The organism is Pigmentiphaga soli, assembly GCF_039541095.1.
Lineage (GTDB): Bacteria > Pseudomonadota > Gammaproteobacteria > Burkholderiales > Burkholderiaceae_B > Pigmentiphaga > Pigmentiphaga soli.
The window spans coordinates 64,056-86,208 of sequence record NZ_BAABFO010000005.1 but is presented as its reverse complement, the minus strand read 5'-3'; the positions used below and the strand labels follow the sequence as shown (position 1 = coordinate 86,208).

General features: G+C 68.2%; 22 protein-coding genes. 12 read left to right on the top strand and 10 right to left on the bottom strand.

The features are described from left to right. Positions 1-12: 12 nt before the first annotated feature. Positions 13-399 carry an acyl-CoA dehydrogenase family protein gene (locus ABD927_RS06770; protein ID WP_345247624.1) on the top strand — a complete coding sequence of 129 codons (387 nt, stop codon included), beginning with the start codon at positions 13-15 and terminating at the stop codon, positions 397-399. Between the two features lie 193 nt (positions 400-592). On the opposite strand, the gene ABD927_RS06765 is transcribed toward ABD927_RS06770, so the two are convergent. Continuing rightward, positions 593-1,354 carry a class II aldolase/adducin family protein gene (locus ABD927_RS06765; protein WP_345247622.1) on the bottom strand — a complete coding sequence of 254 codons (762 nt, stop codon included), beginning with the start codon at positions 1,352-1,354 and terminating at the stop codon, positions 593-595. Positions 1,355-1,576: 222 nt separating this feature from the next. Here ABD927_RS06765 and ABD927_RS06760 point away from each other — a divergent pair, with 222 nt between their 5' ends. After that, positions 1,577-3,190 carry an ABC transporter substrate-binding protein gene (locus ABD927_RS06760; protein WP_345247620.1) on the top strand — a complete coding sequence of 538 codons (1,614 nt, stop codon included), beginning with the start codon at positions 1,577-1,579 and terminating at the stop codon, positions 3,188-3,190. Here ABD927_RS06760 and ABD927_RS06755 read toward each other — a convergent pair. From ABD927_RS06755 to ABD927_RS06735, 5 genes are all read right to left on the bottom strand, one after another. Continuing rightward, the gene (locus ABD927_RS06755) at positions 3,161-4,960 is read right to left on the bottom strand and encodes a putative bifunctional diguanylate cyclase/phosphodiesterase (RefSeq protein ID WP_345247618.1); all 1,800 of its coding nucleotides are present in this window, start codon (positions 4,958-4,960) and stop codon (positions 3,161-3,163) included. The genes ABD927_RS06760 and ABD927_RS06755 overlap by 30 nt on opposite strands. A 120-nt stretch (positions 4,961-5,080) precedes the next feature. Next, complete coding sequence (locus tag ABD927_RS06750; protein ID WP_345247616.1) at positions 5,081-6,028, bottom strand: SDR family oxidoreductase; 948 nt, start codon at positions 6,026-6,028, stop codon at positions 5,081-5,083. 233 nt (positions 6,029-6,261) lie between these two features. Continuing rightward, positions 6,262-7,278: a ketol-acid reductoisomerase gene (gene ilvC / locus ABD927_RS06745; RefSeq protein WP_345247614.1), complete on the bottom strand. Its 1,017-nt coding sequence runs from the start codon at positions 7,276-7,278 to the stop codon at positions 6,262-6,264. Positions 7,279-7,294: 16 nt separating this feature from the next. Further along, positions 7,295-7,786: an acetolactate synthase small subunit gene (ilvN, locus tag ABD927_RS06740; RefSeq protein WP_345247612.1), complete on the bottom strand. Its 492-nt coding sequence runs from the start codon at positions 7,784-7,786 to the stop codon at positions 7,295-7,297. Between the two features lie 9 nt (positions 7,787-7,795). After that, positions 7,796-9,517 carry an acetolactate synthase 3 catalytic subunit gene (locus tag ABD927_RS06735; protein WP_345247610.1) on the bottom strand — a complete coding sequence of 574 codons (1,722 nt, stop codon included), beginning with the start codon at positions 9,515-9,517 and terminating at the stop codon, positions 7,796-7,798. 448 nt (positions 9,518-9,965) lie between these two features. Here ABD927_RS06735 and ABD927_RS06730 point away from each other — a divergent pair, with 448 nt between their 5' ends. From ABD927_RS06730 to ABD927_RS06720, 3 genes are all read left to right on the top strand, one after another. After that, the gene (locus ABD927_RS06730; RefSeq protein ID WP_345247608.1) at positions 9,966-10,412 is read left to right on the top strand and encodes an RDD family protein; all 447 of its coding nucleotides are present in this window, start codon (positions 9,966-9,968) and stop codon (positions 10,410-10,412) included. Between the two features lie 124 nt (positions 10,413-10,536). Continuing rightward, entirely contained in the window at positions 10,537-11,436 is a 900-nt protein-coding gene (locus ABD927_RS06725) for an esterase/lipase family protein (RefSeq protein ID WP_345247606.1), read from the top strand. Between the two features lie 147 nt (positions 11,437-11,583). Continuing rightward, positions 11,584-12,483 carry a UDP-2,3-diacylglucosamine diphosphatase gene (locus ABD927_RS06720; protein ID WP_345247604.1) on the top strand — a complete coding sequence of 300 codons (900 nt, stop codon included), beginning with the start codon at positions 11,584-11,586 and terminating at the stop codon, positions 12,481-12,483. Between the two features lie 103 nt (positions 12,484-12,586). Here the strand turns inward: ABD927_RS06720 and ABD927_RS06715 are convergent, their stop codons facing one another. Continuing rightward, entirely contained in the window at positions 12,587-12,808 is a 222-nt protein-coding gene (locus ABD927_RS06715) for a hypothetical protein (protein WP_345247602.1), read from the bottom strand. An 83-nt stretch (positions 12,809-12,891) separates the two neighbouring features. Then, entirely contained in the window at positions 12,892-13,869 is a 978-nt protein-coding gene (locus ABD927_RS06710) for a 2-hydroxyacid dehydrogenase (RefSeq protein ID WP_345247600.1), read from the bottom strand. A gap of 153 nt (positions 13,870-14,022) precedes the next feature. Here ABD927_RS06710 and ABD927_RS06705 point away from each other — a divergent pair, with 153 nt between their 5' ends. From ABD927_RS06705 to ABD927_RS06695, 3 genes are all read left to right on the top strand, one after another. After that, positions 14,023-14,271 (top strand): FeoA family protein, encoded by a 249-nt coding sequence (locus ABD927_RS06705; protein WP_345247598.1) that lies wholly within the window; start codon positions 14,023-14,025, stop codon positions 14,269-14,271. Positions 14,272-14,275: 4 nt separating this feature from the next. After that, positions 14,276-16,129: a ferrous iron transport protein B gene (gene feoB / locus ABD927_RS06700; RefSeq protein ID WP_345247596.1), complete on the top strand. Its 1,854-nt coding sequence runs from the start codon at positions 14,276-14,278 to the stop codon at positions 16,127-16,129. A 151-nt stretch (positions 16,130-16,280) separates the two neighbouring features. Beyond that, positions 16,281-16,577 (top strand): DUF6587 family protein, encoded by a 297-nt coding sequence (locus ABD927_RS06695; protein ID WP_345247594.1) that lies wholly within the window; start codon positions 16,281-16,283, stop codon positions 16,575-16,577. A gap of 61 nt (positions 16,578-16,638) precedes the next feature. Here ABD927_RS06695 and pncB read toward each other — a convergent pair whose 3' ends face one another. Together pncB and panB are read right to left on the bottom strand one after the other, a co-directional pair. Next, positions 16,639-17,814, bottom strand: a complete 1,176-nt coding sequence (gene pncB / locus ABD927_RS06690; RefSeq protein WP_345247592.1) for a nicotinate phosphoribosyltransferase — start codon at positions 17,812-17,814, stop codon at positions 16,639-16,641. A gap of 18 nt (positions 17,815-17,832) precedes the next feature. Further along, a complete protein-coding gene (gene panB, locus ABD927_RS06685) occupies positions 17,833-18,672 on the bottom strand; it encodes a 3-methyl-2-oxobutanoate hydroxymethyltransferase (protein WP_345247590.1) in 840 nt (279 codons plus the stop codon). Between the two features lie 182 nt (positions 18,673-18,854). Between panB and fdxA the strand changes: the two genes are divergently transcribed. The 4 genes from fdxA (at position 18,855) to rsxB (ending at position 22,125) form a co-directional block, all read left to right on the top strand. Beyond that, the gene (fdxA, locus tag ABD927_RS06680; protein ID WP_345247588.1) at positions 18,855-19,178 is read left to right on the top strand and encodes a ferredoxin FdxA; all 324 of its coding nucleotides are present in this window, start codon (positions 18,855-18,857) and stop codon (positions 19,176-19,178) included. 105 nt (positions 19,179-19,283) lie between these two features. Then, a complete protein-coding gene (locus ABD927_RS06675) occupies positions 19,284-20,069 on the top strand; it encodes a ferredoxin--NADP reductase (RefSeq protein WP_345247586.1) in 786 nt (261 codons plus the stop codon). Positions 20,070-20,180: 111 nt separating this feature from the next. After that, positions 20,181-21,443: a polyhydroxyalkanoate depolymerase gene (locus ABD927_RS06670; protein WP_345247584.1), complete on the top strand. Its 1,263-nt coding sequence runs from the start codon at positions 20,181-20,183 to the stop codon at positions 21,441-21,443. Beyond that, positions 21,418-22,125 (top strand): electron transport complex subunit RsxB, encoded by a 708-nt coding sequence (rsxB, locus tag ABD927_RS06665; protein ID WP_345247582.1) that lies wholly within the window; start codon positions 21,418-21,420, stop codon positions 22,123-22,125. The genes ABD927_RS06670 and rsxB overlap by 26 nt, the downstream gene beginning before the upstream one ends. The last annotated feature ends 28 nt before the right edge of the window (positions 22,126-22,153 follow it).

Sequence of the window (22,153 nt, the reverse complement as noted above, 5' to 3'; positions counted from 1 at the left end):
CTCCAAGACATCATGGACTTCGACTGCACGCCCAGACAACGGGAAATCTACGAGACCGTCGGCGAACTCGGCCGCACGCGCTTTGCCGCGCGCGCCGCGGACTACGACGCGAAGGCCGCCACGCCGCTCGAGAACCTCAAGGATCTGGTGGCCGCCGGCTACGGCGCCGCCGCGCTGAGCGAGGAAATCGGCGGCCTGGGCGGCGGCGCGCTGGACAAGGATCCGCTGGTGTCGCTGCTGGTGGTCGAGCAGACCGCCCGCTACTGCCTGTCTACCGCGCAGTGCACATCCACCACAACGCCTCGCACCGCATCGACCAGATCGGCACCGACATCGACTACAACTTCGACGTACTGCTGCAGCCCTATTCGCCGCTGCTCGACCCGGAGCCGGGCCTGACCCGCCTGTTCTGGTCCAAGGCGGCCAAGCCCGGCGTCCCCTACGTCAGCGCACGGGCTGAACGTGAAGCCGGACGGCGTGCTGTCGGCGCTGAAGGACGTCTGGCTGGCGCCCGCGGCCAGATGAACGCCGCCATGCGGCGGCGTCGAATGACTGCGCTGGCGAGGGTGCCTGGCCGGGCCGGCCAGGACGGTCAGAGTTTGTAGGACGGATCGATCTGCGACAGGCGGCGGTGGATGGCCGCCAGCAGCGGTTCGCTGCGCGCCGGGTTGGCTTTCACCTGCGCCACCGTCTTGGTGGCCGCCTCGTGCGAGATCAGGTTCAGCGGGCGGCCGGTGGCCAGCGCCTGGGCCTGGATGCGGCAGGCGTATTCCAGGTTGTAGTTGCGGTGGAAGGCCTCGGCGATGGTAGAGCCGGTCACCACCAGCCCATGGTTGCGCAGGAACAGCGCGGCGTGGTCGCCCAGGTCGGCGCCGATGCGCTGGCGCTCGTCGATGTCGTGCGCCATGCCTTCGAAGTCGTGGTAGCCGACCCGGCTGTAGAACTGCGCGCCTTCCAGCGTCAGCGGCAGCAGCCCTTCCTGCAGCGCCGACACCACGGTGCCGCCGTCGGTGTGCGTGTGGATCGTCGCCACCACGTCGGGCCGGGCCGCGTAGACGGCGCTGTGGATCACGAACGAGGCGCGGCCGAAGGTCCAGCGGTTGGGGCCGACGGGGTTGCCGTCGAGATCGAGCTTGACGAAATCGGACGCCCGCAACTGGTCGTAGAACACGCCGGCGGGATTGACCAGGAAGGCATCGGGCTGGTCGGGCACGCGCGCCGTGATGTGATTGAAAACCAGCTTGGTCCAGCCCAGTTCCGCGAGCGACCGCGCCACGGCGGCCAGGTCTTCCCGGGTTTGCTGCTCGGCGGCCGACCACGGGAAGGACGGCGGGATCTGCAATTGGGCGCTCATTGGATTTTCTCCGCGAATGGATTCTCGAAATAATATCCAACCCACGCACGGAGAAAACCAAGAAAAACATCTTTCGATATTACCCGGCCATATTCGATATGGTGAAAATATCCATGAATATCAACCGCATATGTAAATACATATTAGAAAATAATCTATTGCGCGCCGGAATAATCCGTAGAATCCGCGGCATCGACAACCCGAGTTGAGAATATGCCAAAAATGTTTTCCACATTATCCCGCGCCGCCGCCATCGTGGCCACGGCCGTCGCCATGGCGATGCTGCCGCCGGCCGTCGCCGCGGCCCAGCCCGCTCCCGCCGGGCAGCCCGTGCGCGGCGGCACGCTGGTGGCCGCGATATATCCCGCCCCCAACCAGCTCAACGTCACCTTCAACAACCAGTACGCCAATTCGGCGGTATCGGCGAACGTTTTCGACGGCCTGTTCACCTACGACGACAAGCAGAACGCCCACGGCCAGCTGGCCACCTCGCTCGACGTATCGCCCGACGGGCTACGCATCACGATCCACCTGCGCAAGGGCGTGAAGTGGCACGACGGGGTGGAGTTCACCTCGGCCGACGTGCGCTACAGCATCATGGAAGTGCTGAAGAAGGTGCATCCGCGCGCCCGCATCACCTTCAGCGCGGTCGAAGACGTAGAAACCCCCGACCCGTACACCGCGGTGCTCAGGCTGTCGCACCCGGCGCCGGTGATCCTGCTGTCGCTGAACACGGCCGAGGCGCAAATCATCCCCAAACACCTGTACGAGGGCACGGACGTCCGCACCAATCCGTACAACGCCAAGCCGATCGGCACCGGCCCGTTCCGCTTCAAGGAATGGAAGAAGGGCCAATACGTCGAGCTCGAACGCAACCCCGATTACTGGGACAAGGGCAAGCCCTACCTGGACCGCCTGATCTTCCGCGAGATCCCCGACCCGGCCGCGCGCGCGGCGGCGCTGGAGACCGGCGACATCCTGTACCTGCCGTTCGCCGGCGTGCCGTTCTCCGACGTGGCGCGCCTGCGCCAGAACCAAGACCTGGTGTTCGATCCGCGCGGCTACGTCTACAACGCGCAGATCTACTTCCTGATGTTCAACCTGAAGCGCCCGATCACCGGCAACCTGAAGGTCCGCCAGGCCTTCGCCCACGCGGTCGACAAGCAGGGCCTGATCGACACCGTGTGGTACGGCCTGAGCAAGCCGGCCGACGGCCCGATCCCGGATTCGCTGACCAGGTTCTACACCAAGGACAAGCCGACCTACGCCTACGACCCGGCGCTGGCCGAGAAGCTGCTCGACGAAGCGGGCTACCCGCGCAAGGCCGACGGCATCCGGTTCTCGGTGCAGCTGGACCTGTCGCCCAGCTCCAACGCCTTCGTGCCGGCCGGCGAATACCTGCGGCAGAACCTGCGCAAGGTGGGCATCGATGTCAAGCCCGTATCGTCGGAACCGTCGGCCTACCTGAAGAAGATCTGGACCAACTACGACTACGACGTCATCATCAACGGCTTCTCGACCCTGTTCGACCCGGAAATGGGGCTGACCCGCCAGTACTGGTCGAAGGCCGTCTCGCCCGGCGTGCCCTACATCTCGGCTACCGGCTATGCCAGCCCCGAAGTCGACAGGATCATCGAGGCCTACCAGAAAGAGCCGGACCCTGCCAAGCGCGTGCAGCAGTTCTACGACCTGCAGCGCGTGACGATGCGCGACCTGCCCCTGCTGCCGGTGATGGACGCGCCGTTCTACACTTTCTACAACAAGCGCGTGCACGGCCTGGATTTCGATCCCGACGGTTCGCGCTCGTCACTGAAGGGCGTCTGGCTTTCGAAGTAGGGCTTGCCCACCGCCGGCCCGGTGCGCGTCCATCCATTGGGCCAGCGCCTCGGCCGTCATCGGCCTGGCGATCAAATAGCCCTGGCCTTCGTCGCACCCCCACTGCCGCAACAGCGCCAGCGTTTCCGCGGTCTCGATCCCTTCGGCCACCACCCGGTATCCCAGCTGCCCGGCCAGTTCGATGATGGTCCGGGCCAGAAGCCTGTCCCGCTCGCCGGCGCCCAGGTTGCGGACGAACGACTGATCGAGCTTGACCACGCTGGCGGGCAGGTCGCGAAGATAGGTCCAATTGCTGTAGCCGGTCCCGAAATCGTCGATGGCGATCGTCACGCCGGCGTCGTGCGCCCGGTGCAGCAGGCGCGCCACCTCTTTCGGATCCCTCATCAGCGCGCTTTCCGTGAATTCGAGCTTGAAGCCGGCGGGATCCACGCCATGCCGGGCCAGCAGTTCGATCATCAGATCGATGTACGACGGCCCGGCGAAATCCTGGGCCGATACGTTGATCGCCACCTTGAACGCGAATCCCCGCCGCCGCCATGCCGCCGCCTGTTCGACGCTGCGCTGCAATACCCAGCGGCTCAGCGGCCGGATCAGCGCCGTTTTCTCGGCCAGCGGGATGAATTCGCCCGGCCCGATCGGCCCCAGCGTGGGATGCCGCCACCTGAGCAGCGCCTCGACCGCCGTGCACTGGCCGGTGGCCAGCTCGATGACTGGCTGATAAGCCAGCCACAGCTGCTCGCCGGTCGCGACGGCGCGCGACAGCCCGGTCAGCAGTGCGAACGCCCGCTGCTGCGCCCGGTCGATTTCCGGCTCGACATGCGTCCAGCCGATGTCGCGGTCGCGCGCTTCGTTGGCGGCGCTCACCACCAGCCGCAGCCAGTCCTGGCGCTCGCGCCGGCCGGCATCCAGCGGCAGCACGCCCAGGCCGACCTCGGCGCGCACCGGGATGCCGCGGCACATCACCGGCGCGTGGAAGCCCCCGAGGATGCGCTCGTAGAGACCCTGCTCCAGCCCGCGGTGGGCCGGCCCGAGCAGAAAGGCGAACCGCGTCGGCGTGATCTTGTACAGCAGGCAGCCGGGCGGCAGCAGCGACTGGAAGCGGTCCTGCATGGCCAGCATCAGTTCGTTGAAGAACGGGTAGCCCAGCGCGTTCACGATGTCGTTGACGAACCGCGGCGACAGCATGTCGGCGGCCACGACCACCAGGTGTTCGCGCCGCTCCAGCGCCATCCCCACGTCCGCCTCCAGGCGCAGCCGATTGAACAGGCCGGTGGGCTCGTCGATATAGCTGCGGTCGCGCAGCGTGGCGATGCGGCCCATCGCCAGCCCCGCGAAATGCCGGAGCATCGAGCGGTCGCGCGCGCTCAGCGGCGGCCGCGGCCTGGTGTCGATGACGCACAGGCTGCCCAGGCCGAGGCCGTCTTCCGTTACCAGCGGCATACCGGCGTAGAAACGGATGCCGGGCGGCCCGGTCACCAGCGGATTGTCGCGAAACCGCTCGTCCTGTGCCGTGTCCGGCACTTCGAGCACATCCCGGCCAAGTATCGTGTAGCCGCAGAACGCGTCCCGGCGGGGCGTCTGGCGCACGCCCAGGCCCACGCTGGCGCGAAACCACTGGCGCTGCTCGTCGAGGATGGAAATCAGCGCGATCGGCGCCTCGAAATACTCGGCCGTCATCGCGACGATGCGATCGAACGCCCTGTCCGGCGTGCTGTCGGTCAGGCAGAGCTGCTGCACGCGGAACTGGCGTTCCGCTTCGTTGGGGGGCATCGGTGCAGGCACCACGGCGCGGGCCATACCTGACGGTCGGGATTCCCTATGCTATAGCCGATCACGGCCGAGAGGTGAAACGTCTGCCGCACGCAACATCGCGGCCACCGCGCCGCCCCTTCACCGCAGGCCGCCGTCCCGGACGTTGGCGCGGCGCGCCTGGGCGGGATCGGCGGCGTTCTGGTTGCCGCGCCCGCGCACGCGGCCCGACTCGCCGGCCCGGTACAGCGACCCTTCGCGCGAATGCGGCGGCTCGGCCCGCTGCTGGCGCCCGATCTGCATCTTCGCCATCGCCTCGCCGAGCGCCGGCAGCACCTTGGCCGTCGTGGTGTTGATGACCGACATCGCGCCGACGCGGACGTCGCGCGCCGATTCGGTGGCGGCGTCCAGGATGGCGGCGGCCACCTTGTCGGGATCGATCATCGGCGTCGGCAGCTTGGGTTCCTGGCTCAGGTAGTTGCCGGCATGCTCGGGAAAAGGCGTATCGACCGCCGTCGGCTGGATCAGCGTGACCGACACCGGCGCCTTGTCGGCGTCCAGCTCGATCCGCAACGCATGGGTGAAACCCTTGACGGCGTGCTTGCTGGCCGAATACATGCCCTGCAGCGGCACCGCCGCATCCGAGGCCTCGCTGCCGACATTGATGAGCGCCCCGCCGCCGGCCGCCTTCAAATGCGGCACCGCCACCAGCGAGCCGTACACCACGCCCCAGAAATTGGTCTGGAACACGCGCTGGCTGTCCTCGTCGGACACCTCGTCCAGGCGGCCGTACACCGAAATGCCCGCATCATTGATCCAGGTATCGATGCGCCCGAAGCGCTCGAGCGCCACCCGCGCGATTCGCTCCACGTCCGCCCGCACTCCCACGTCGGCCTCGACCGCAACGGCCTCGCCGCCGCTGGCGCCGATACGCTCGACGATCTCGTCCAGCGTCTGCTTGCTGCGCGCCGCCAGCACCAGCCGCGCCCCCTGCTGCGCCGCCGCCAGCGCCGTCGCCAGCCCGATGCCGCTCGACGCGCCGGTAATGACCACGACCTGCTCATCCAGAGGCTTGAGCGAAATATCCATGGCGAACCTCCATCTGCCGTTGCGCGGCCCGATCCCGCGCCGCACTTCCCCACAGCAAAACCCATTCCCACAGACCCAAAAAGAAAGCCCCGGCATCATCAAATAGACACCAGGGCCTCCACAGCACTCCCTTCCTACGCCAGCCCCCGCCCCATCCAGGGTGCCGCGGATCCGGCTCCGCCGGTCCGCCAGCACCGCCCCTGGGGGGCGCGCGCCAGCGCGTACGGGGGGACCTAATTTTTGCTTTGATCGACCAGCTTGTTCTTCCGGATCCAGGGCATCATGTCGCGCAGCTTGCCGCCGACCTGCTCGATCTGGTGGTCGGACGTCAGGCGACGACGCGACTTCAGCGTCGGCGCGCCGGCGATGTTCTCGAGCAGGAAGCTCTTGGCGTATTCGCCGGACTGGATGTCTTTCAGCACCGCACGCATCGTGTTCTTGGTGTCTTCGGTCACGATGCGCGGACCCGTCACGTACTCGCCGTATTCGGCGTTGTTCGAGATCGAGTAGTTCATGTTGGCGATGCCGCCTTCGTAGATCAGGTCGACGATCAGCTTGAGCTCGTGCAGGCACTCGAAGTAGGCCATCTCGGGCGCGTAGCCGGCTTCCACCAGCGTCTCGAAGCCGGCCTTGATCAGCTCGACCGTGCCGCCGCACAGCACGGCCTGCTCGCCGAACAGGTCGGTTTCGGTTTCTTCGCGGAAGTTGGTCTCGATGATGCCGGCGCGGCCGCCGCCGTTGGCCATCGCGTACGACAGCGCGATGTCGCGCGCGGCGCCGGACTTGTCCTGGTAGACGGCCACCAGGTGCGGCACGCCGCCGCCCTGGGTGTAGGTGGAGCGCACGGTATGGCCCGGGGCCTTGGGCGCGATCATGATGACGTCGATGTCGTCGCGCGGCACCACGGCGCCGTAGTGCACGTTGAATCCGTGGGCGAAGGCCAGCACGGCGCCCGGCTTCAGGTTCGGGCCGACGTTCTCGGCGTAGACCTTGGCGATGTTCTCGTCGGGCAGCAGGATCATGACGACGTCGGCGCCGCGCACCGCTTCGTCCACTTCCTTGACGGCCAGGCCGGCGTTGGCGGCCTTGTTCCACGAGGCGCCGCCCTTGCGCAGGCCGACCGTGACGTTGACGCCCGAATCGTTCAGGTTCTGCGCGTGCGCGTGGCCTTGCGAGCCGTAGCCGATGATGGCCACGTTCTTGCCCTTGATCAGCGACAGGTCGCAGTCTTTATCGTAAAAAACTTTCATGGGGTTCTCCGGGAATTCAAATCTTCAGTACGCGCTCGCCGCGGCCCACGCCGCAACTGCCGGTGCGTACCGTTTCGAGGATGGACGCGCGGTCGAGCGCCTCGATGAAGGCGTCCAGCTTGCTCTTGTCGCCGGTGAGCTCGACGGTGTAGCTCTTGTCGGTCACGTCGACGATGTGGCCGCGGAAAATGTCGACCATGCGCTTCATTTCCTCGCGTTCCTTGCCTACCGCGCGCACCTTGATCAGCATCAGCTCGCGCTCGATGTGGGGTGCCTCGGTCAGGTCGACCACCTTGACGACCTCGACCAGGCGGTTCAGGTGCTTGGTGATCTGCTCGATCACGTCGTCGGAACCGGAGGTGACGATGGTCATGCGCGACAGCGTGGCGTCTTCGGTGGGCGCCACGGTCAGGGTCTCGATGTTGTAGCCGCGGGCGGAGAACAGCCCCACCACGCGGGACAGCGCGCCCGCTTCGTTTTCCAGAAGCACGGATATGGCGTGTCTCATGCGTGCTCCTTACAGGTCTTCGGAACCGAGCAGCATCTCGGTCAGCCCCTTGCCCGCCTTGACCATCGGCCAGACGTTCTCGGTGCGGTCGGTGATGAAATCCAGGAACACCAGCCGCTTCTTGTGCTTGCCGAAGGCCTCGCGCAGCGCGCCTTCGACGTCGCCCGGGCGCTCGATGCGCAGGCCGACGTGGCCGTAGGCCTCCACCAGCTTGACGAAGTCGGGCAGCGAATCCATGTACGACTCGGCATAGCGCGAGCCGTAGTCGATCTGCTGCCACTGGCGCACCATGCCCAGGTAGCGGTTGTTCAGGCACAGCACCTTCGGGCTCAGGCCGTACTGGTGGCAGGTCGACAGCTCCTGGATGTTCATCTGGATCGAGCCTTCGCCGGTGATGACGGCCACGTCAGCGCCCGGGTGGGCCATCTGCACGCCCATCGCGTACGGCAGGCCCACGCCCATCGTGCCCAGGCCGCCGGAATTGACCCAGCGGCGGGGCTTCTCGAAGCGGTAGTACTGCGCGGCCCACATCTGGTGCTGGCCCACGTCGGAGGTGACGAAGGCTTCGCCGCCGGTCACTTCCCACAGCTTCTCGATCACGAACTGCGGCTTGATGACGTCGTCGGAACGGCGATACTTCAGGCATTCGCGCCCGCGCCAGGCCTCGATCTGCTTCCACCACGGCGCCAGGCGGCCCGGCTCGGACGGCGCATCGCGCGAGGCGGCCTCGTACTGGGCGATGAAGTCGCCGAGGACGTCTTTCACGTCGCCCACGATGGGCACGTCGACCTTGACGCGCTTGGAGATCGACGACGGGTCGATGTCGATGTGGACGATCTTGCGGGCGTTCTGCGCGAAGTGCCTGGGATTGCCGATCACGCGGTCGTCGAAGCGCGCGCCGATGGCCACCAGCACGTCGCAGTGCTGCATCGCCATGTTGGCTTCGTAGGTGCCATGCATGCCGGGCATGCCGACGAAGCGGCGGTCGCTGGCCGGGAACGCGCCCAGGCCCATCAGCGTGTTGGTGACGGGGGCGTCGACCATCTGCACCAGCCGGGTCAGCTCGGGCGCGGCGTCGGACAGGATCACGCCGCCGCCGGTGTAGATCATCGGCCGCTCGGCCTGCAGCAGCAGCTGCACGGCCTTCTTGATCTGGCCCTGGTGGCCCTTGACCACCGGCGAATACGAACGCATCCGGATCTCGCCGCTCGGCGGGTGGTATTTGCAGCGGGCCACCGTGATGTCTTTCGGGATGTCGACCAGCACCGGCCCAGGGCGCCCGGTGCGCGCGATGTAGAAGGCCTTGCGGATCGTCTCGGCCAGGTCCTTGACGTCTTTCACCAGGAAGTTGTGCTTGACGCACGGCCGCGTGATGCCCACCGTGTCGGCTTCCTGGAAGGCGTCCTGGCCGATGGCCGCGGTGGGCACCTGGCCGGTCAGCATCACCAGCGGGATCGAATCCATGTAGGCCGTGGCCAGGCCGGTGACGGCGTTGGTGACGCCGGGGCCGCTGGTGACCAGGGCCACGCCCACGCGGTTGGACACGCGCGAGTAGGCGTCCGCCGCGTGCACGGCGGCCTGCTCGTGCCGGACCAGGATGTGCTTGAACTTGTCTTGCTTGAAGATCTCGTCGTAGATGTACAGAACCGAGCCTCCGGGGTAGCCGAACACGTGTTCGACGCCCTCATCGGCAAGGCTGCGCACGACGATCTCGGCGCCTGTCATTTCCATCTGAATGTGCGTCCATTCAAAGTCCGCGCAGCCACCCCGGACGGCCCCGCCGAAAACGGCGACGGCCCTGACCTGCACTGGCCCCGGCAACATGCGGCGGCGCTTCGCGGTTCACGGAACCGCTCTGCCCGGACACCTTGCCGGTCCAGCCCACGTTCTCCGGAACGGGCGCTGAAGGTTGAAACGGAAGGCCAGGGCCGGACCGCGCAGCAGGTGGCTGGGCGGCCGCAACGCTTGTGGCGCGGACCTGGGCTGGATTGGTTGCCAAGCGGGGCGGCGCCCATGTGTGAGGCGCCGCATCGGAAGCAGGTACCCGTAGACTTTTTTGGCGTTTCCGGGTAGCCGGTCACATTAGCAGGCTTGCTGCACCGCAGTCAAGCCGCCGCCGGTGCGCCCGGCGCGCCGCGTGGCCTGCGCACGACGGGCCGTTCGGGTTATCTTACGGCCCATGAACGCGATCCCTTCCGCCGCGCCCGCCCCGGCGCCCATGCCCGCGCCCGGACGCTGGCGCCGCTTCGCCTGCATGATGTACGAATCCATCCTGCTGTTCGGCGTGGTGTTCGTGGCCGACTACCTGTTCGACACGCTTACCCAGAGCCGCAACGCGCTGATGCTGCGCCACGAGCGCCAGGCCTGGCTGTTCCTGGTGATCGGCGCCTATTTCGTGTCGTGCTGGCGCATCAGCGGCCAGACGCTGCCGATGAAGACCTGGAACATCCGGCTGGTCGACGCCGGCGGCGGCCGCGTGCCGCTGTGGAAGGCGGTCGCGCGCTACGTGCTGGCCTGGCCGATCACGCTGTCGGGCCTGGGCTTCATCTGGTCGGCGTTCGACCGCGAGGCCCAATTCCCGCAAGACCGGCTGCTCGGCACGCGGCTGGTGTCCACGCGCGATTGAGATTGATCGCGGCAGCGCGCCGCCGGATGCCGGCTTCGACGTTCCTGCTTGGCCCGCCGCCGCGCTGCCTGCGCGCCGGAGGCGCCTGCTTCCATCCGGCACGACGCACCGCCGGAGCGGCGCCATGATGGCCGCCCGGATGCGCGCCTTCATCGCGGGGGTGCTCGTGCTCGGCGCGCTGGTCGCGTGGGCACTGTCGCCGCGGCTGGGCGTGGCCGGCGCGGTCGCCGCCAGCGCCGGCCTGGCGGTCGGCCTGCACGCGCTGGCGGTGGCCATCGGCTTCGCCATCGCCGCCCGGCGCTGCCGCGGCCCCGACGCGCCGCCGGCTTGGGGCTGGCTGCGCGCGCTGCCAGGCGAGGCCGCGCTGTCGATGCGCAACATGTACCTGGACATCCCCTGGCGCCACCGCTGGCCGCCCCGGCTGCCGGCCGGCGCGCGCGGCAGCGTGCTGCTGGTGCACGGCTACGGCTGCAACCGCGGCATCTGGCGCGGCCTGGACACCTGGCTCGCGCGGCGCGGCTGGGCGGTCGACGCGCCCGACCTGGAACCGCCGCACGCGGGCATCGACGACTTCGGCGCGCAGGTGGCCGCGGCCGCCGCCCGGCTGGCCGCGCGCACCGGGCACCCGGCGGTGGTGGTGGTCGCGCACAGCATGGGCGGGCTGGCGGCGCGCGCCGCGCTGTGCCAGTCGCCGCAGGCTCCCATCGCGCACCTCATCACCCTCGGCACCCCGCACCACGGCACCTGGAGCGCGCGCTACGGGCGCGGCGAATGCGCGCCGCAGATGCTGCCCGCCAGCCCGTGGCTGCGGGCGCTGGCCGGACGCGAACAGGCCGGCGCGGCGGACCGCCTGACCTGCATCGCGTCGCTGCACGACAACGTGGTGGCGCCGGCGCGACAGGCGCTGGTCGACGGCGCGCCGCAACTGGTGCGCGGCGGCGTCGGCCACATGGCGCTGCTGTCCGACCGCGCCGTGCGCAACTACCTCGACGGCCGCCTGCAAGCGCTGCATCCGCGCGCCTGAAACGCTGCCGGGACGGTCCCCCGGGTCCGCCGCGGACGGGGTTTTCCCCCGCCGGGGCATGCGTCATCGGATATTCGTGATGTGGTCACGAAGACGTCATCGCGCCATGTTTCCATTCATTAAACGGACACATGGCAGACGTCGAGCATGACAACGACAGCCCCCCGGCATTGGCGCACCCTCTGGATTTCAGACCTGCATCTGGGCACCGCTGGCTGCAACGCGATGCACCTGCTGGACTTCCTCCGCCACAACGAAGCCGACACGCTGTACCTGGTCGGCGACATCATCGACGGCTGGCAGTTGCGCCGCAGCTGGATCTGGCCGCAGGCCCACAACGACGTGGTGCAGAAGGTGCTGCGCAAGGCGCGCAAGGGCACGCGGGTCATCTTCATCCCCGGCAACCATGACGAGTTCGCGCGCCAGTTCATCGGCTACGCCTTCGGCGACATCGAGGTGCAGGACGACGCGGTGCACGTCACGGCCGACGGCAGGCGGCTGTGGGTGACCCACGGCGACCAGTTCGACGGCGTCATCCAGCACAGCAAATGGCTGGCCCACCTGGGCGACACGCTCTACACCTTCACGCTGTGGCTGAACCTGCACTTCAACCGCGTGCGGCGGCGGCTCGGGCTGCACTACTGGTCGCTGTCGCAGTACCTGAAGCACCGCGTCAAGAACGCGGTGGCCTTCATCACCGACTTCGAGCACGTGCTGGTCGGCGAAGCCAGGCGGCGCGGCTACGACGGCGTGGTGTGCGGCCATATCCACAAGCCCGAGATCCGCGAGGTCGAGGGCGTGCTCTACTGCAACGACGGCGACTGGGTGGAAAGCCTGTCGGCGCTGGCCGAAGACGACGAAGGCCGCCTGCAGCTGGTCTACTGGACCCGGCTCAGCATGGAAGAGCCCCCCGCCGCCGCCAAGCCGAAACGCCGCCGCGCCTTCGAGCTGCCGGCCCTGCCCTCCGCCCTGGCCTCGCGCCCGCCGCTGCACCCCGCAGGCGCCGAAGCCACCCGCGAGCCCGCCGAAACCGCAGAGGTGCGTTGACCCCCCCTACGCGCTTCGCGCGCCCCCCAGGGGGCGACGCTGGCGGACCGGCGGAGCCGGATCCGCGGCGTCCTGGAAGGGGTGCTCCAAGCGCGTCAGGGCTTTACCCCCGCCTCCGGCCAGCGACGATTACTACTAGGCCCACCGCGATGGCGGCGATGCCTGCCCACGTGGGGATGCCGACCGTCTTGCGGGTGTCGGCCGTGGCCTCCACCGGGCCGACCTTCAGCAGCGTTTCTTCCGACGTGTACGAAAAGCTCTTGTAGCCCAGCGCCGCGACGCCCAGCACGATCAGCAGCACGCCGATGATCAGCGAAGCCTTCATGTCGATTCCCTCCCGTTGTCGAGGCGGCAAGATACCGTATCGCCGGCGCGGGCGGGTGCCGCGGCAAGAGCCCGTAGCAATGTTTACGCGCCAGTCAGCACTTCCGGATTGACCAGCGTGCGCGGCCGCTTGCCGTCGAGCCAGTCGACCACGTTGGCGATCGCCAGGTCGGCCATCGCGCGCCGCGCGCTCGAAGTCGCGCTGCCGATGTGCGGCGTCAGCAGCGCGTTGGGCGCCGCCAGCAGTTCCGGCGCGACCTTGGGCTCGCCCTCGAACACGTCGAGCCCGGCCGCGGCGATCCGCCCTTCCTGCAGCGCCTGCGCCAGCGCGCGGTCGTCCACCAGCCCGCCGCGGCCGATGTTGACCAGCACCGCGGTCGGCTTCATCAGCGCCAGTTCCGGCGCGCCCACGATGTGGTGGGTGGCCGGCGAATACGGCACCACCAGCACCACGTGGTCGGCGCTGCGCAGCAATTCCTCCTTGCCCACCCAGCGCGCACCCTGGCTTTCCTCCGCCGGCAGCTCGCGCCGGTTGTGGTAGAGGACCTGCATGCCGAAGCCGCTGGCGCGGCGGGCGATGGCGCGGCCGATGCGGCCCATGCCGATGATGCCCAGCGTGGCGCCGTGCACGTCGGCGCCCAGCCACAGGCCCATGCCCCACACGTTCCACTTGCCGTCGCGCAGCCAGCGCTCGGATTCGCCGGTGCGCCGCGCGGCGCCCAGCAGCAGCGCCCACGCCATGTCGGCGGTGGCCTCGGTCAGCACGTCGGGCGTATTGGTGACCATGACGCCGGCGCGATTGGCGGCGGCCACGTCGATGTTGTTGTAGCCCACGCCCACGTTGGCGATCAGCTTCAGCCCCGGCAGGCCTTCGATCACCTCGGCCGGCACCTGACAGCCGGCGGTCGCCACCAGCGCCTGGCAGCCGGCGGCGTACTCGACCATGCGCGCCGGGACGAGCGGGGTGTCGGCCGGGTTCAGCCTCACCTCGGCCCGGCTCTGCAGGGGCTGGTCGCTGTCGGGGAAAAGGCGGCGGGTGATCGCCACGACGGGGCGGGACATGGAGCTCCTCCTGTGTTTTGCGGGGTATGGAGCCGCGTATGATGGCACGCCTTGCCCGCTCCGGCGCGTTTTTGCCGGAACCGGCACCCGGCGGCGCCCATTGATCCTATACTTCCTATAATTAGCAATCGTTTTCATTCAGCAGGGATTCCCATGGCGCTACGCCTGTCCGAACTGCCCCATGGCCAGAATGCCGCCGTCGACGCCGTGCAGGACGCCACCCCCGTGGATCCGATCGCCATCCGCCTGCGCGACCTGGGCTTCGTGGCGGGCGAGCCGGTGCGGATCGTGGCGCGCGGCCCCATCGGGGCCGATCCCATCCTGGTGCAGATCGGTTTCACCCGTTTCGCATTGCGCCGCAACGAAGCCGCCCGGGTGCTGGTCGTTCCATTGGCCTCCTGACCGCATGTCTTCCACTCCCCTGACGCCGCCGCGCATCGCGCTGGTTGGCAATCCCAACTGCGGCAAGACCGCGCTGTTCAACCAGTTGACCGGCGGCCGCCAGAAAGTCGCCAACTACGCCGGCGTGACGGTCGAGCGCAAGGAAGGCCGGCTGCTCACGCCGTCGGGCCGCTCGGTCAGCGTGCTCGACCTGCCGGGCGCCTACAGCCTGCACGCCACCAGCCCCGACGAAGCCATCACGCGCGACGTCTGCCTCGGCAATTTCCGCGGCGAAGCGCGGCCCGACATGCTGGTGGCCGTGGTCGACGCCACCAATCTGCGGCTGCACCTGCGCTTCGTGCTCGAGCTGCAGCAGCTCGGCCTGCCGATGGTGCTGGCGCTGAACATGTGCGACGCCGCCGCGCGCCGCGGCATCCGGATCGACCGCGCGCGGCTGGAGGCCGACCTCGGCATTCCCATCGTGGAAACCGTGGCGGTGCGCCGCGGCGGCGCCGGCCCCCTGCTGCAAGCGCTCGACGCCGGCACCCCGCCCCCGCCGCCGCCCCTGCCGGACGGCGCCGACCTGCATGCCGAGGTCAACCGCCTGCTGCGGGCCGCGGTATCGATGCCGCGCCGCACGGCCGAGATCGATGACGCGATCGACCGCTGGGTGCTGCATCCCGCGTGGGGTCTCGCCATCCTGGCGGCGGTGATGTTCCTGATGTTCCAGGCGGTATTCTCCTGGGCCGAGCCGCTGATGGACCTGATCGAATCCTCGGTCGGCGCGCTGGGCGGCCTGGTCGGCGCGGCGCTGCCCGAAGGGCCGCTCAACAGCCTGCTGGTGGACGGCGTGATCGCCGGGGCCGGCAGCGTGCTGGTGTTCCTGCCCCAGATCCTGATCCTGTTCCTGTTCATTCTGCTGCTGGAGGAATCCGGCTATCTGCCGCGCGCGGCCTTCCTGCTCGACCGCATGATGCTGGGCGCCGGCCTCACCGGCCGCTCCTTCATCCCGCTGCTGTCGAGCTTCGCCTGCGCCATTCCCGGCATCATGGCCACCCGCACCATCCAGGACCCGCGCGACCGCCTGACCACCATCCTGGTCGCCCCGCTGATGACCTGCTCTGCGCGGCTGCCCGTCTACGCGCTGCTGATCGGCGCCTTCGTGCCCGGCCGTCCGGTGCTGGGCATCTTCAACCTGCAAGGCGTGACGCTGTTCGTGCTGTACGTGGCCGGCATCGCCAGCGCGCTGGCGGTGGCCTGGGTGATGAAGCGGCTGCGGCGCGACACCGCCGAGCACGCGCTGCTGCTCGAACTGCCCTCGTACCGCGTGCCACACCTGCGCGACATCGCCACCGGGCTGTGGGAACGCGCCCGGATCTTCCTGTCGCGGGTGGGCGGCATCATCCTCGCGCTGACCGTGCTGATCTGGTTCCTGTCGAGCTATCCCGCGCCGCCCGAGGGCGCCGTGGGGCCGGCCATCGAATACAGCTTCGCCGGCCGCATCGGCGCGGCGCTGCAAACCATATTCGCGCCCATCGGCTTCAACTGGCAGATCTCGATCGCGCTGGTGCCGGGCCTGGCCGCGCGCGAAGTGGCGGTGGGCGCGCTGGCCACGGTGTACGCGCTGTCGGGCGCGGCCGACGACGACAGCGCCTCCACCATGCTGACGCCGCTGATCGCCGCCCAATGGCCGCTGGCCACCGCGTTCTCGCTGCTGGCCTGGTACGTGTTCGCGCCGCAATGCCTGTCGACGCTGGCGGTGATCCGGCGCGAAACGGGGTCCTGGAAAATGGTGGCCACCGCCACCATCTACCTGTTCGTGCTGGCCTACCTGGCGTCGTTCATCACCTATCACGTCACGAGGATGCTGACGGGATGAACCCACCCTTACGCGCTTCGCGCGCAAGGCGAGGTCCACCCCTACGCGCTTCGCGCGCCCCTCAAGGGGCGATGCAGGCGGACCGGCGGAGCCGGATCCGCCGCATCCGGAGCGGTGTAGCGCCGGCGGCATGCCATATGGATGACTGGATATGACGGCTTATTCGGTATTCGAGACCTTCGTCGTGGTCGCCATCGTCGCGGCCTGCCTGTTCACCGCCTTCGGCAAGCTGGCGCCGCGCGCCCGCGCGAGCCTGCTGGCCGGCGCCGGCGCGTGGCTGGAGCGGCCCGGCCATCCGGGCTGGGCGCAGGCGCTGGGCCGGCGCTGGGCGCGGAAACCGGCAGCCGCCGGCGGCTGCGACAGCGGCTGCAGCACCTGCGGCAGCTGCGAAACGCCTTCGGCGGACCATAGCGTGATCCACGTCGATCTGCCGCACGGAAAGAGATGAAAGCGATGGCCGCGCACGCGGCCCGGCGGCGCACCCCGCCGCAGCGACGCAAACGGCCCGGCTAGCCCGGGATCTCGAACACCTGCCGCAGATAGGCCAGATAGGCCTTGTCGTCGCACATGGTCTTCTCGGGCGTGTCCGACACCTTGGCCACCGGCTGCCCGTTGCAGCGGACCATCTTCATCACCACCTGCAGCGGCTGGTAGCTCAGGTCGTTGGTCAGGTTGGTGCCGATGCCGAAGGCTGTCTGGCAGCGCCCCTTGAAGCGCTTGGCCAGTTCGATGGCCAGCGGGAAGGTCAGGCTGTCGGAGAACACCAGCGTCTTGGTGCGCGGGTCGACGCGATTGGCGCGGTAGTGCGCGATCAGCCGCTCGCCCCACTGGAACGGGTCGCCCGAATCGTGGCGGGCGCCGTCGAACAGCTTGCAGAAATACATGTCGAAGTCGCGCAGGAAGGCCGTCATGCCGTAGACGTCGGACAGCGCGATGCCGAGGTCGCCGCGGTACTCGCGGGCCCACATCTCGAAGCCGAAGATCTGCGAATCGCGCAGCCGCGGGCCCAGCGCCTGGCAGGCCTGCAGGTATTCGTGGCCCATCGTGCCCAGCGGCGTCAGGCCGTGGCGCATCGCGAAGAACACATTGCTGGTGCCGGCGAAGCACTCGCCCATCCGGTTCTTCAGCGTGGTGATGACTTCCTCGTGCCAGGCCTTGGAAAAGCGCCGGCGCGTGCCGTAGTCGGCGATGCGGATGTCGCGCAGCTCGGGATCGGCCAGCACCATGTCGATCTTGGCGTTGAGCCGCTGGCGGCCTTCGTCGTAGGCGGGCACCCGGTGCCGGTTGCGGAAGTAGACCTCGTTGACGATGGACAGCACCGGGATCTCGAACAGCGTGGTATGCAGCCACGGCCCCTTGACGACGATATCGAGCTCGCCTGGCACCTCGGCCGACTCCGTGACCGAGATGCAGCGCTCGGGCAGGTGGAACAGGCCGAGGAAGTCGACGTAGTCGCTCTTGATGAAGCGCATGCTGCCGAGGTAGGCCAGTTCTTCGTCGGTGAAGCGCAGCTGGCACAGCTCGTGGATCTCGTCGCGGATTTCGCCGACGTACGGGCGCAGGTCGATGCCGGGCGTGCGGCATTTGTATTTGTATTCGACCTGGGCCGCGGGAAAATGATGCAGCACCACCTGCATCATCGTGAACTTGTACAGGTCGGTATCGAGCAGCGAGGTGATGATCATCGTCGGCTGTCCTGCGCGTCAGGCGCCGTAGATGCGCGGCACCGCCTCCGCCGCCGCGCCGTATACGTGCTCCGGGCCGGGAAAGGCGCCGCTGGCGACTTCTTCCACGTAGCGGCGCACGGCGTCGGCCACCGCGTCGCCCCGGGTGGAGGCGCCGGCCATGTAGTTCTTGACGAACTTGGCGGGCGAGGCTGTCACGCCGAGCATGTCGTGCAGCACCAGCACCTGGCCGTCGCAGGCGGGACTGGCGCCGATGCCGATCGTGATCAGGCTGGTCTGCTCGCACACCGCGCGCCCCACCGGCTCTGGCACCGCCTCGATCACCAGCATCGCCGCGCCCGCGGCTTCGAGCGCCTGCGCGTCGACCACGATGCGCTCGGCCTCGGCCTGGGCCTTGCCCTGCACGCGAAAGCCGCCCAGCGCATGGACGTGGGAAGGCAGGAGGCCGACGTGGCCGCATACCGGGATGCCGCTGCGCACCAGCAGTTCCACGGTGGGCGCCAGTTCGGCGCCGCCTTCGACCTTGACCATCTGCGCGCCGGCCTGCATCAGCGTGACCGCGTTGCGCAGCGCCTGGGTAGGCCCTTCCTGATAGGAGCCGAACGGCAGGTCGGCCAGCAGGAAGGCGCGGGGCGAACCGCGCTGCAGGCAGGCGACGTGGTAGGCGATGTCGGCCACCGTGACGGGCAGCGTCGAATCGCGCCCTTGCACCACCATGCCGAGCGAGTCGCCCACCAGCAGGCAGTCCACGCCCGCCTCGTCGAACACCCGGGCGAAACTGGCGTCGTAGCAGGTCAGCATCGATAGCTTGCGGCCGGCCGCCAGTTTTTTCCTGAGTGCGGTGAGGGTACTGCGCATCGGGGTCTCCTTGTTGCCGCGCCTGTCGTGGCGGTGAATTCTCCAACATAGCACAGCGAGGAGCAAACTTCCCGCGGCGCGGCGCGCCGCGCCGGCCGAGGGGTTATCGCGGCCCGCGATCCGGGAGTCCGGTAAAATCATTGGCTTAGCCGAATTTTTCGACCGCTCGCCCGGAGTATTTCATGACTCACGTCGTCACCGAGAATTGCATCAAATGCAAGTACACCGATTGCGTCGATGTATGTCCGGTGGACTGTTTCCGCGAGGGGCCCAACTTCCTGGCGATCGACCCCGATGAATGCATCGACTGCGCCGTCTGCATCCCGGAATGCCCCGCCAACGCCATCCTGGCCGAGGAAGACGTGCCCGTCCACCAGATGCATTTCATCCAGCTCAACGCCGAACTGGCGCGTTCCTGGCCCAGCATCACCCGCACCAAGCCGCCGCTGCCCGACGCCGACGAATGGAAGGACAAGGAAGGCAAGCTCGACCTGCTGGAAAGATAGCCCCCCTACGCGCTTCGCGCCCCCAGGGGGCGACACTGGCGGACCGGAGGAGCCGGACCCGCCGTGCCCTGGATCAGGCGGGGGCTGTTGAGGGACTGCATATCGATGAGCCAGGATAAATACACCGCCGAAACGATCACCTGGGTACGGACCTGGGTTCCCGGCAAGCTGTTCTCGTTCCGCACCACGCGCGACCGGGCCTTTCGCTTCGCGCCGGGGCAGTTCGCCCGGCTGGGCCTGCGGCGCGAGGACGGCGAGGCGGTCTGGCGCGCGTACTCCATCGTGTCGGCCACACACGACGATTTCCTGGAGTTCTTTTCCATCGTGGTGCCCGGCGGGGAATTCACCAGCCGGCTGGAGCACATGCGCGAGGGCGATCCCATCCTGGTCGAGAAAACGGCTTACGGTTTCCTGACCACGGCCGCTTTTCCGCAGGGCGAAGACTTGTGGATGCTGGCCTCGGGAACGGGTCTGGCCCCATTCCTCTCGGTATTGCAGGATCTTGAAGTCTGGGACAGCTACCGCCATCTGATACTCGTACACAGCGCGCGCACGGCCGAAGAACTGGCCTATCGCGACATGATCGAAGGGCTGCGCGAACACGAATATTTCGGCGCGCTATGCCGCGAGCAGCCCGGCAAGCTGGTTTATTTGCCGTCGGTCACGCGCGAACACGTGGCGGGCGCGCTCGACCGGCGCATTACCGCCCTGCTGGCCGACGGCACGCTGGAACGCGCGGCCGGGGTCGCGCTGGATCCGTCCCGCTCGCGCGTCATGCTGTGCGGCAACCCGGCCATGGTGGCTGACCTGCGCAAGGAATTGGCCGGCCGCGGTTTCGGCGCGTCGCGGCGCGGCAAACCGGGTAATCTTGCGGTCGAAAATTACTGGTGAATGACAGGCGATCGAGCGCCGGCCCTGTTTCGCGCATTGCATTTTGTGCATTGCACTATACCAATCGCGGCGCAATAATCGGTTTATCCCTCCAGGGGTTACGGAGTACCGATGCTTTATCAATTGCATGAGATGCAGCGTGCGCTGTTGACGCCTTTCGCCCAGTTGGCAGACGCCACCGCGCAACTGTTCTCCAATCCGTACAGCCCCCTCGCGTATACGCCTTTGTCGAGGCGGATCGCGGCCGGCTACGAACTGCTCTACCGGCTCGGCAAGGATTACGAAAAACCTGCCTGGGGCTTGACCACCACGTCGGCCGACGGTGTGAACGCCACTGTGCGCGAGCGCATCCTGATGTCGAAACCGTTCTGCAACCTCATTCATTTCGAACGGACGTTCGACCGGCCGGCGGACGCCGATGATGCGTCGCAACAAGACCCGACCGTGCTGGTCGTCGCGCCACTGTCCGGCCACCATGCCACGCTGCTGCGCGATACCGTCCGCGCGTTGCTGCCGCGCCACGACGTCTATGTAACCGACTGGGTGGATGCCCGCATGGTGCCGCTCTCGGCCGGGCCCTTCCATCTCGACGATTACGTCGACTACATCCGCGATTTCATCCGCCTGCTGGGCCCCGACGTCCACGTGATTTCGGTCTGCCAGCCCACCGTGCCGGTGCTGGCGGCGGTGTCGCTGATGGCCGCCGACAACGACCCGAAGCTGCCGCGCACGATGGTGATGATGGGCGGTCCGATCGACCCGCGCAAATCGCCCACCCAGGTCAACAACCTGGCCACCACCAAGCCGTATTCCTGGTTCGAGAACCAGCTGATCCACCGCGTGCCGCCGCGTTTCCCGGGCGCCGGCCGGCAGGTCTACCCGGGCTTTCTGCAGCATGCGGGCTTCGTCAGCATGAATCCCGACCGCCACCTGAAGTCGCACTACGACTTCTATCTCGACCTGGTGCGCGGCGACGACGAAGACGCCGAGGCCCATCGCCGTTTCTACGACGAATACAACGCCGTGCTCGACATGCCGGCCGAGTACTACCTCGATACCATCCGTATCGTGTTCCAGGAATTCCGGCTGCCGCGCGGCACCTGGAAGGTGCGCGGCAAGCCGGTGAAGCCCGCGCTGATCAAGAACGTGGCGCTGTTCACCATCGAGGGGGAACTCGACGATATTTCCGGCTCGGGCCAGACCCGCGCCGCGCAGGAACTGTGCAGCGGCATCCCGGCCGCCCACAAGCAGCATTTCACGGCGCCCAATTGCGGCCACTACGGCATTTTCTCGGGGCGCCGCTGGCGCGATATCATCTGCCCGAAAATCGCCGAATTCATCCGGGCGCATGAGCACGCCACCGAGACCGCCTGATCCCCCCGCCGCGCCGCGCCCCCACGGGGCCGCGGCCGATGCCATCGACGCCATCCTGCCGCAGACCCAATGCGCCCGCTGCGGGTTCGACGGCTGTCGGCCCTATGCCGAGGCCATCGCGTGCGGCGAGGCCGGCATCGACCGCTGCCCGCCCGGCGGCGACCCGGGCATCGCGCAGCTGGCCTCGCTGCTCGGCATACCCGTCGTGCCCCTCGATACGCAGCGCGGCCGGCCGGGCCCGCTCACCGTCGCCGTGGTCGACGAGCGCCACTGCATCGGCTGCACGCTGTGCATCCAGGCCTGCCCGCTCGACGCCATCGTCGGCGCCAACAAGCGCATGCATACCGTGCTGCCCGACCTGTGCAGCGGCTGCGAGCTGTGCGTGGCGCCCTGCCCCGTCGATTGCATCCGGATGGAGCCCGCCGGCCGCGACTGGACGGCGGCCGACGCCGACGCCGCGCGGGCGCGCGATCGCCGGCGCGCGCGGCGGCTTGGCGGCGACGAGCCGGCGGCGCGCGAAACGCAGGCAGGCGGCCCTGCCGCGGCGCGCGAAGCGGATGCGGCCGGCCCTGCCGCCGCGCGCACCGGCGACGGCCGGCCGCCGGCCGATGCCGAAGACCGCAAGCGCGCCATTCTCGCCGCCGCGCTGGCCCGTGCCCGGGCCCGGCGCGGCGCCCATTGACGTGTCCACTACCCACGCCCGGCGGCCG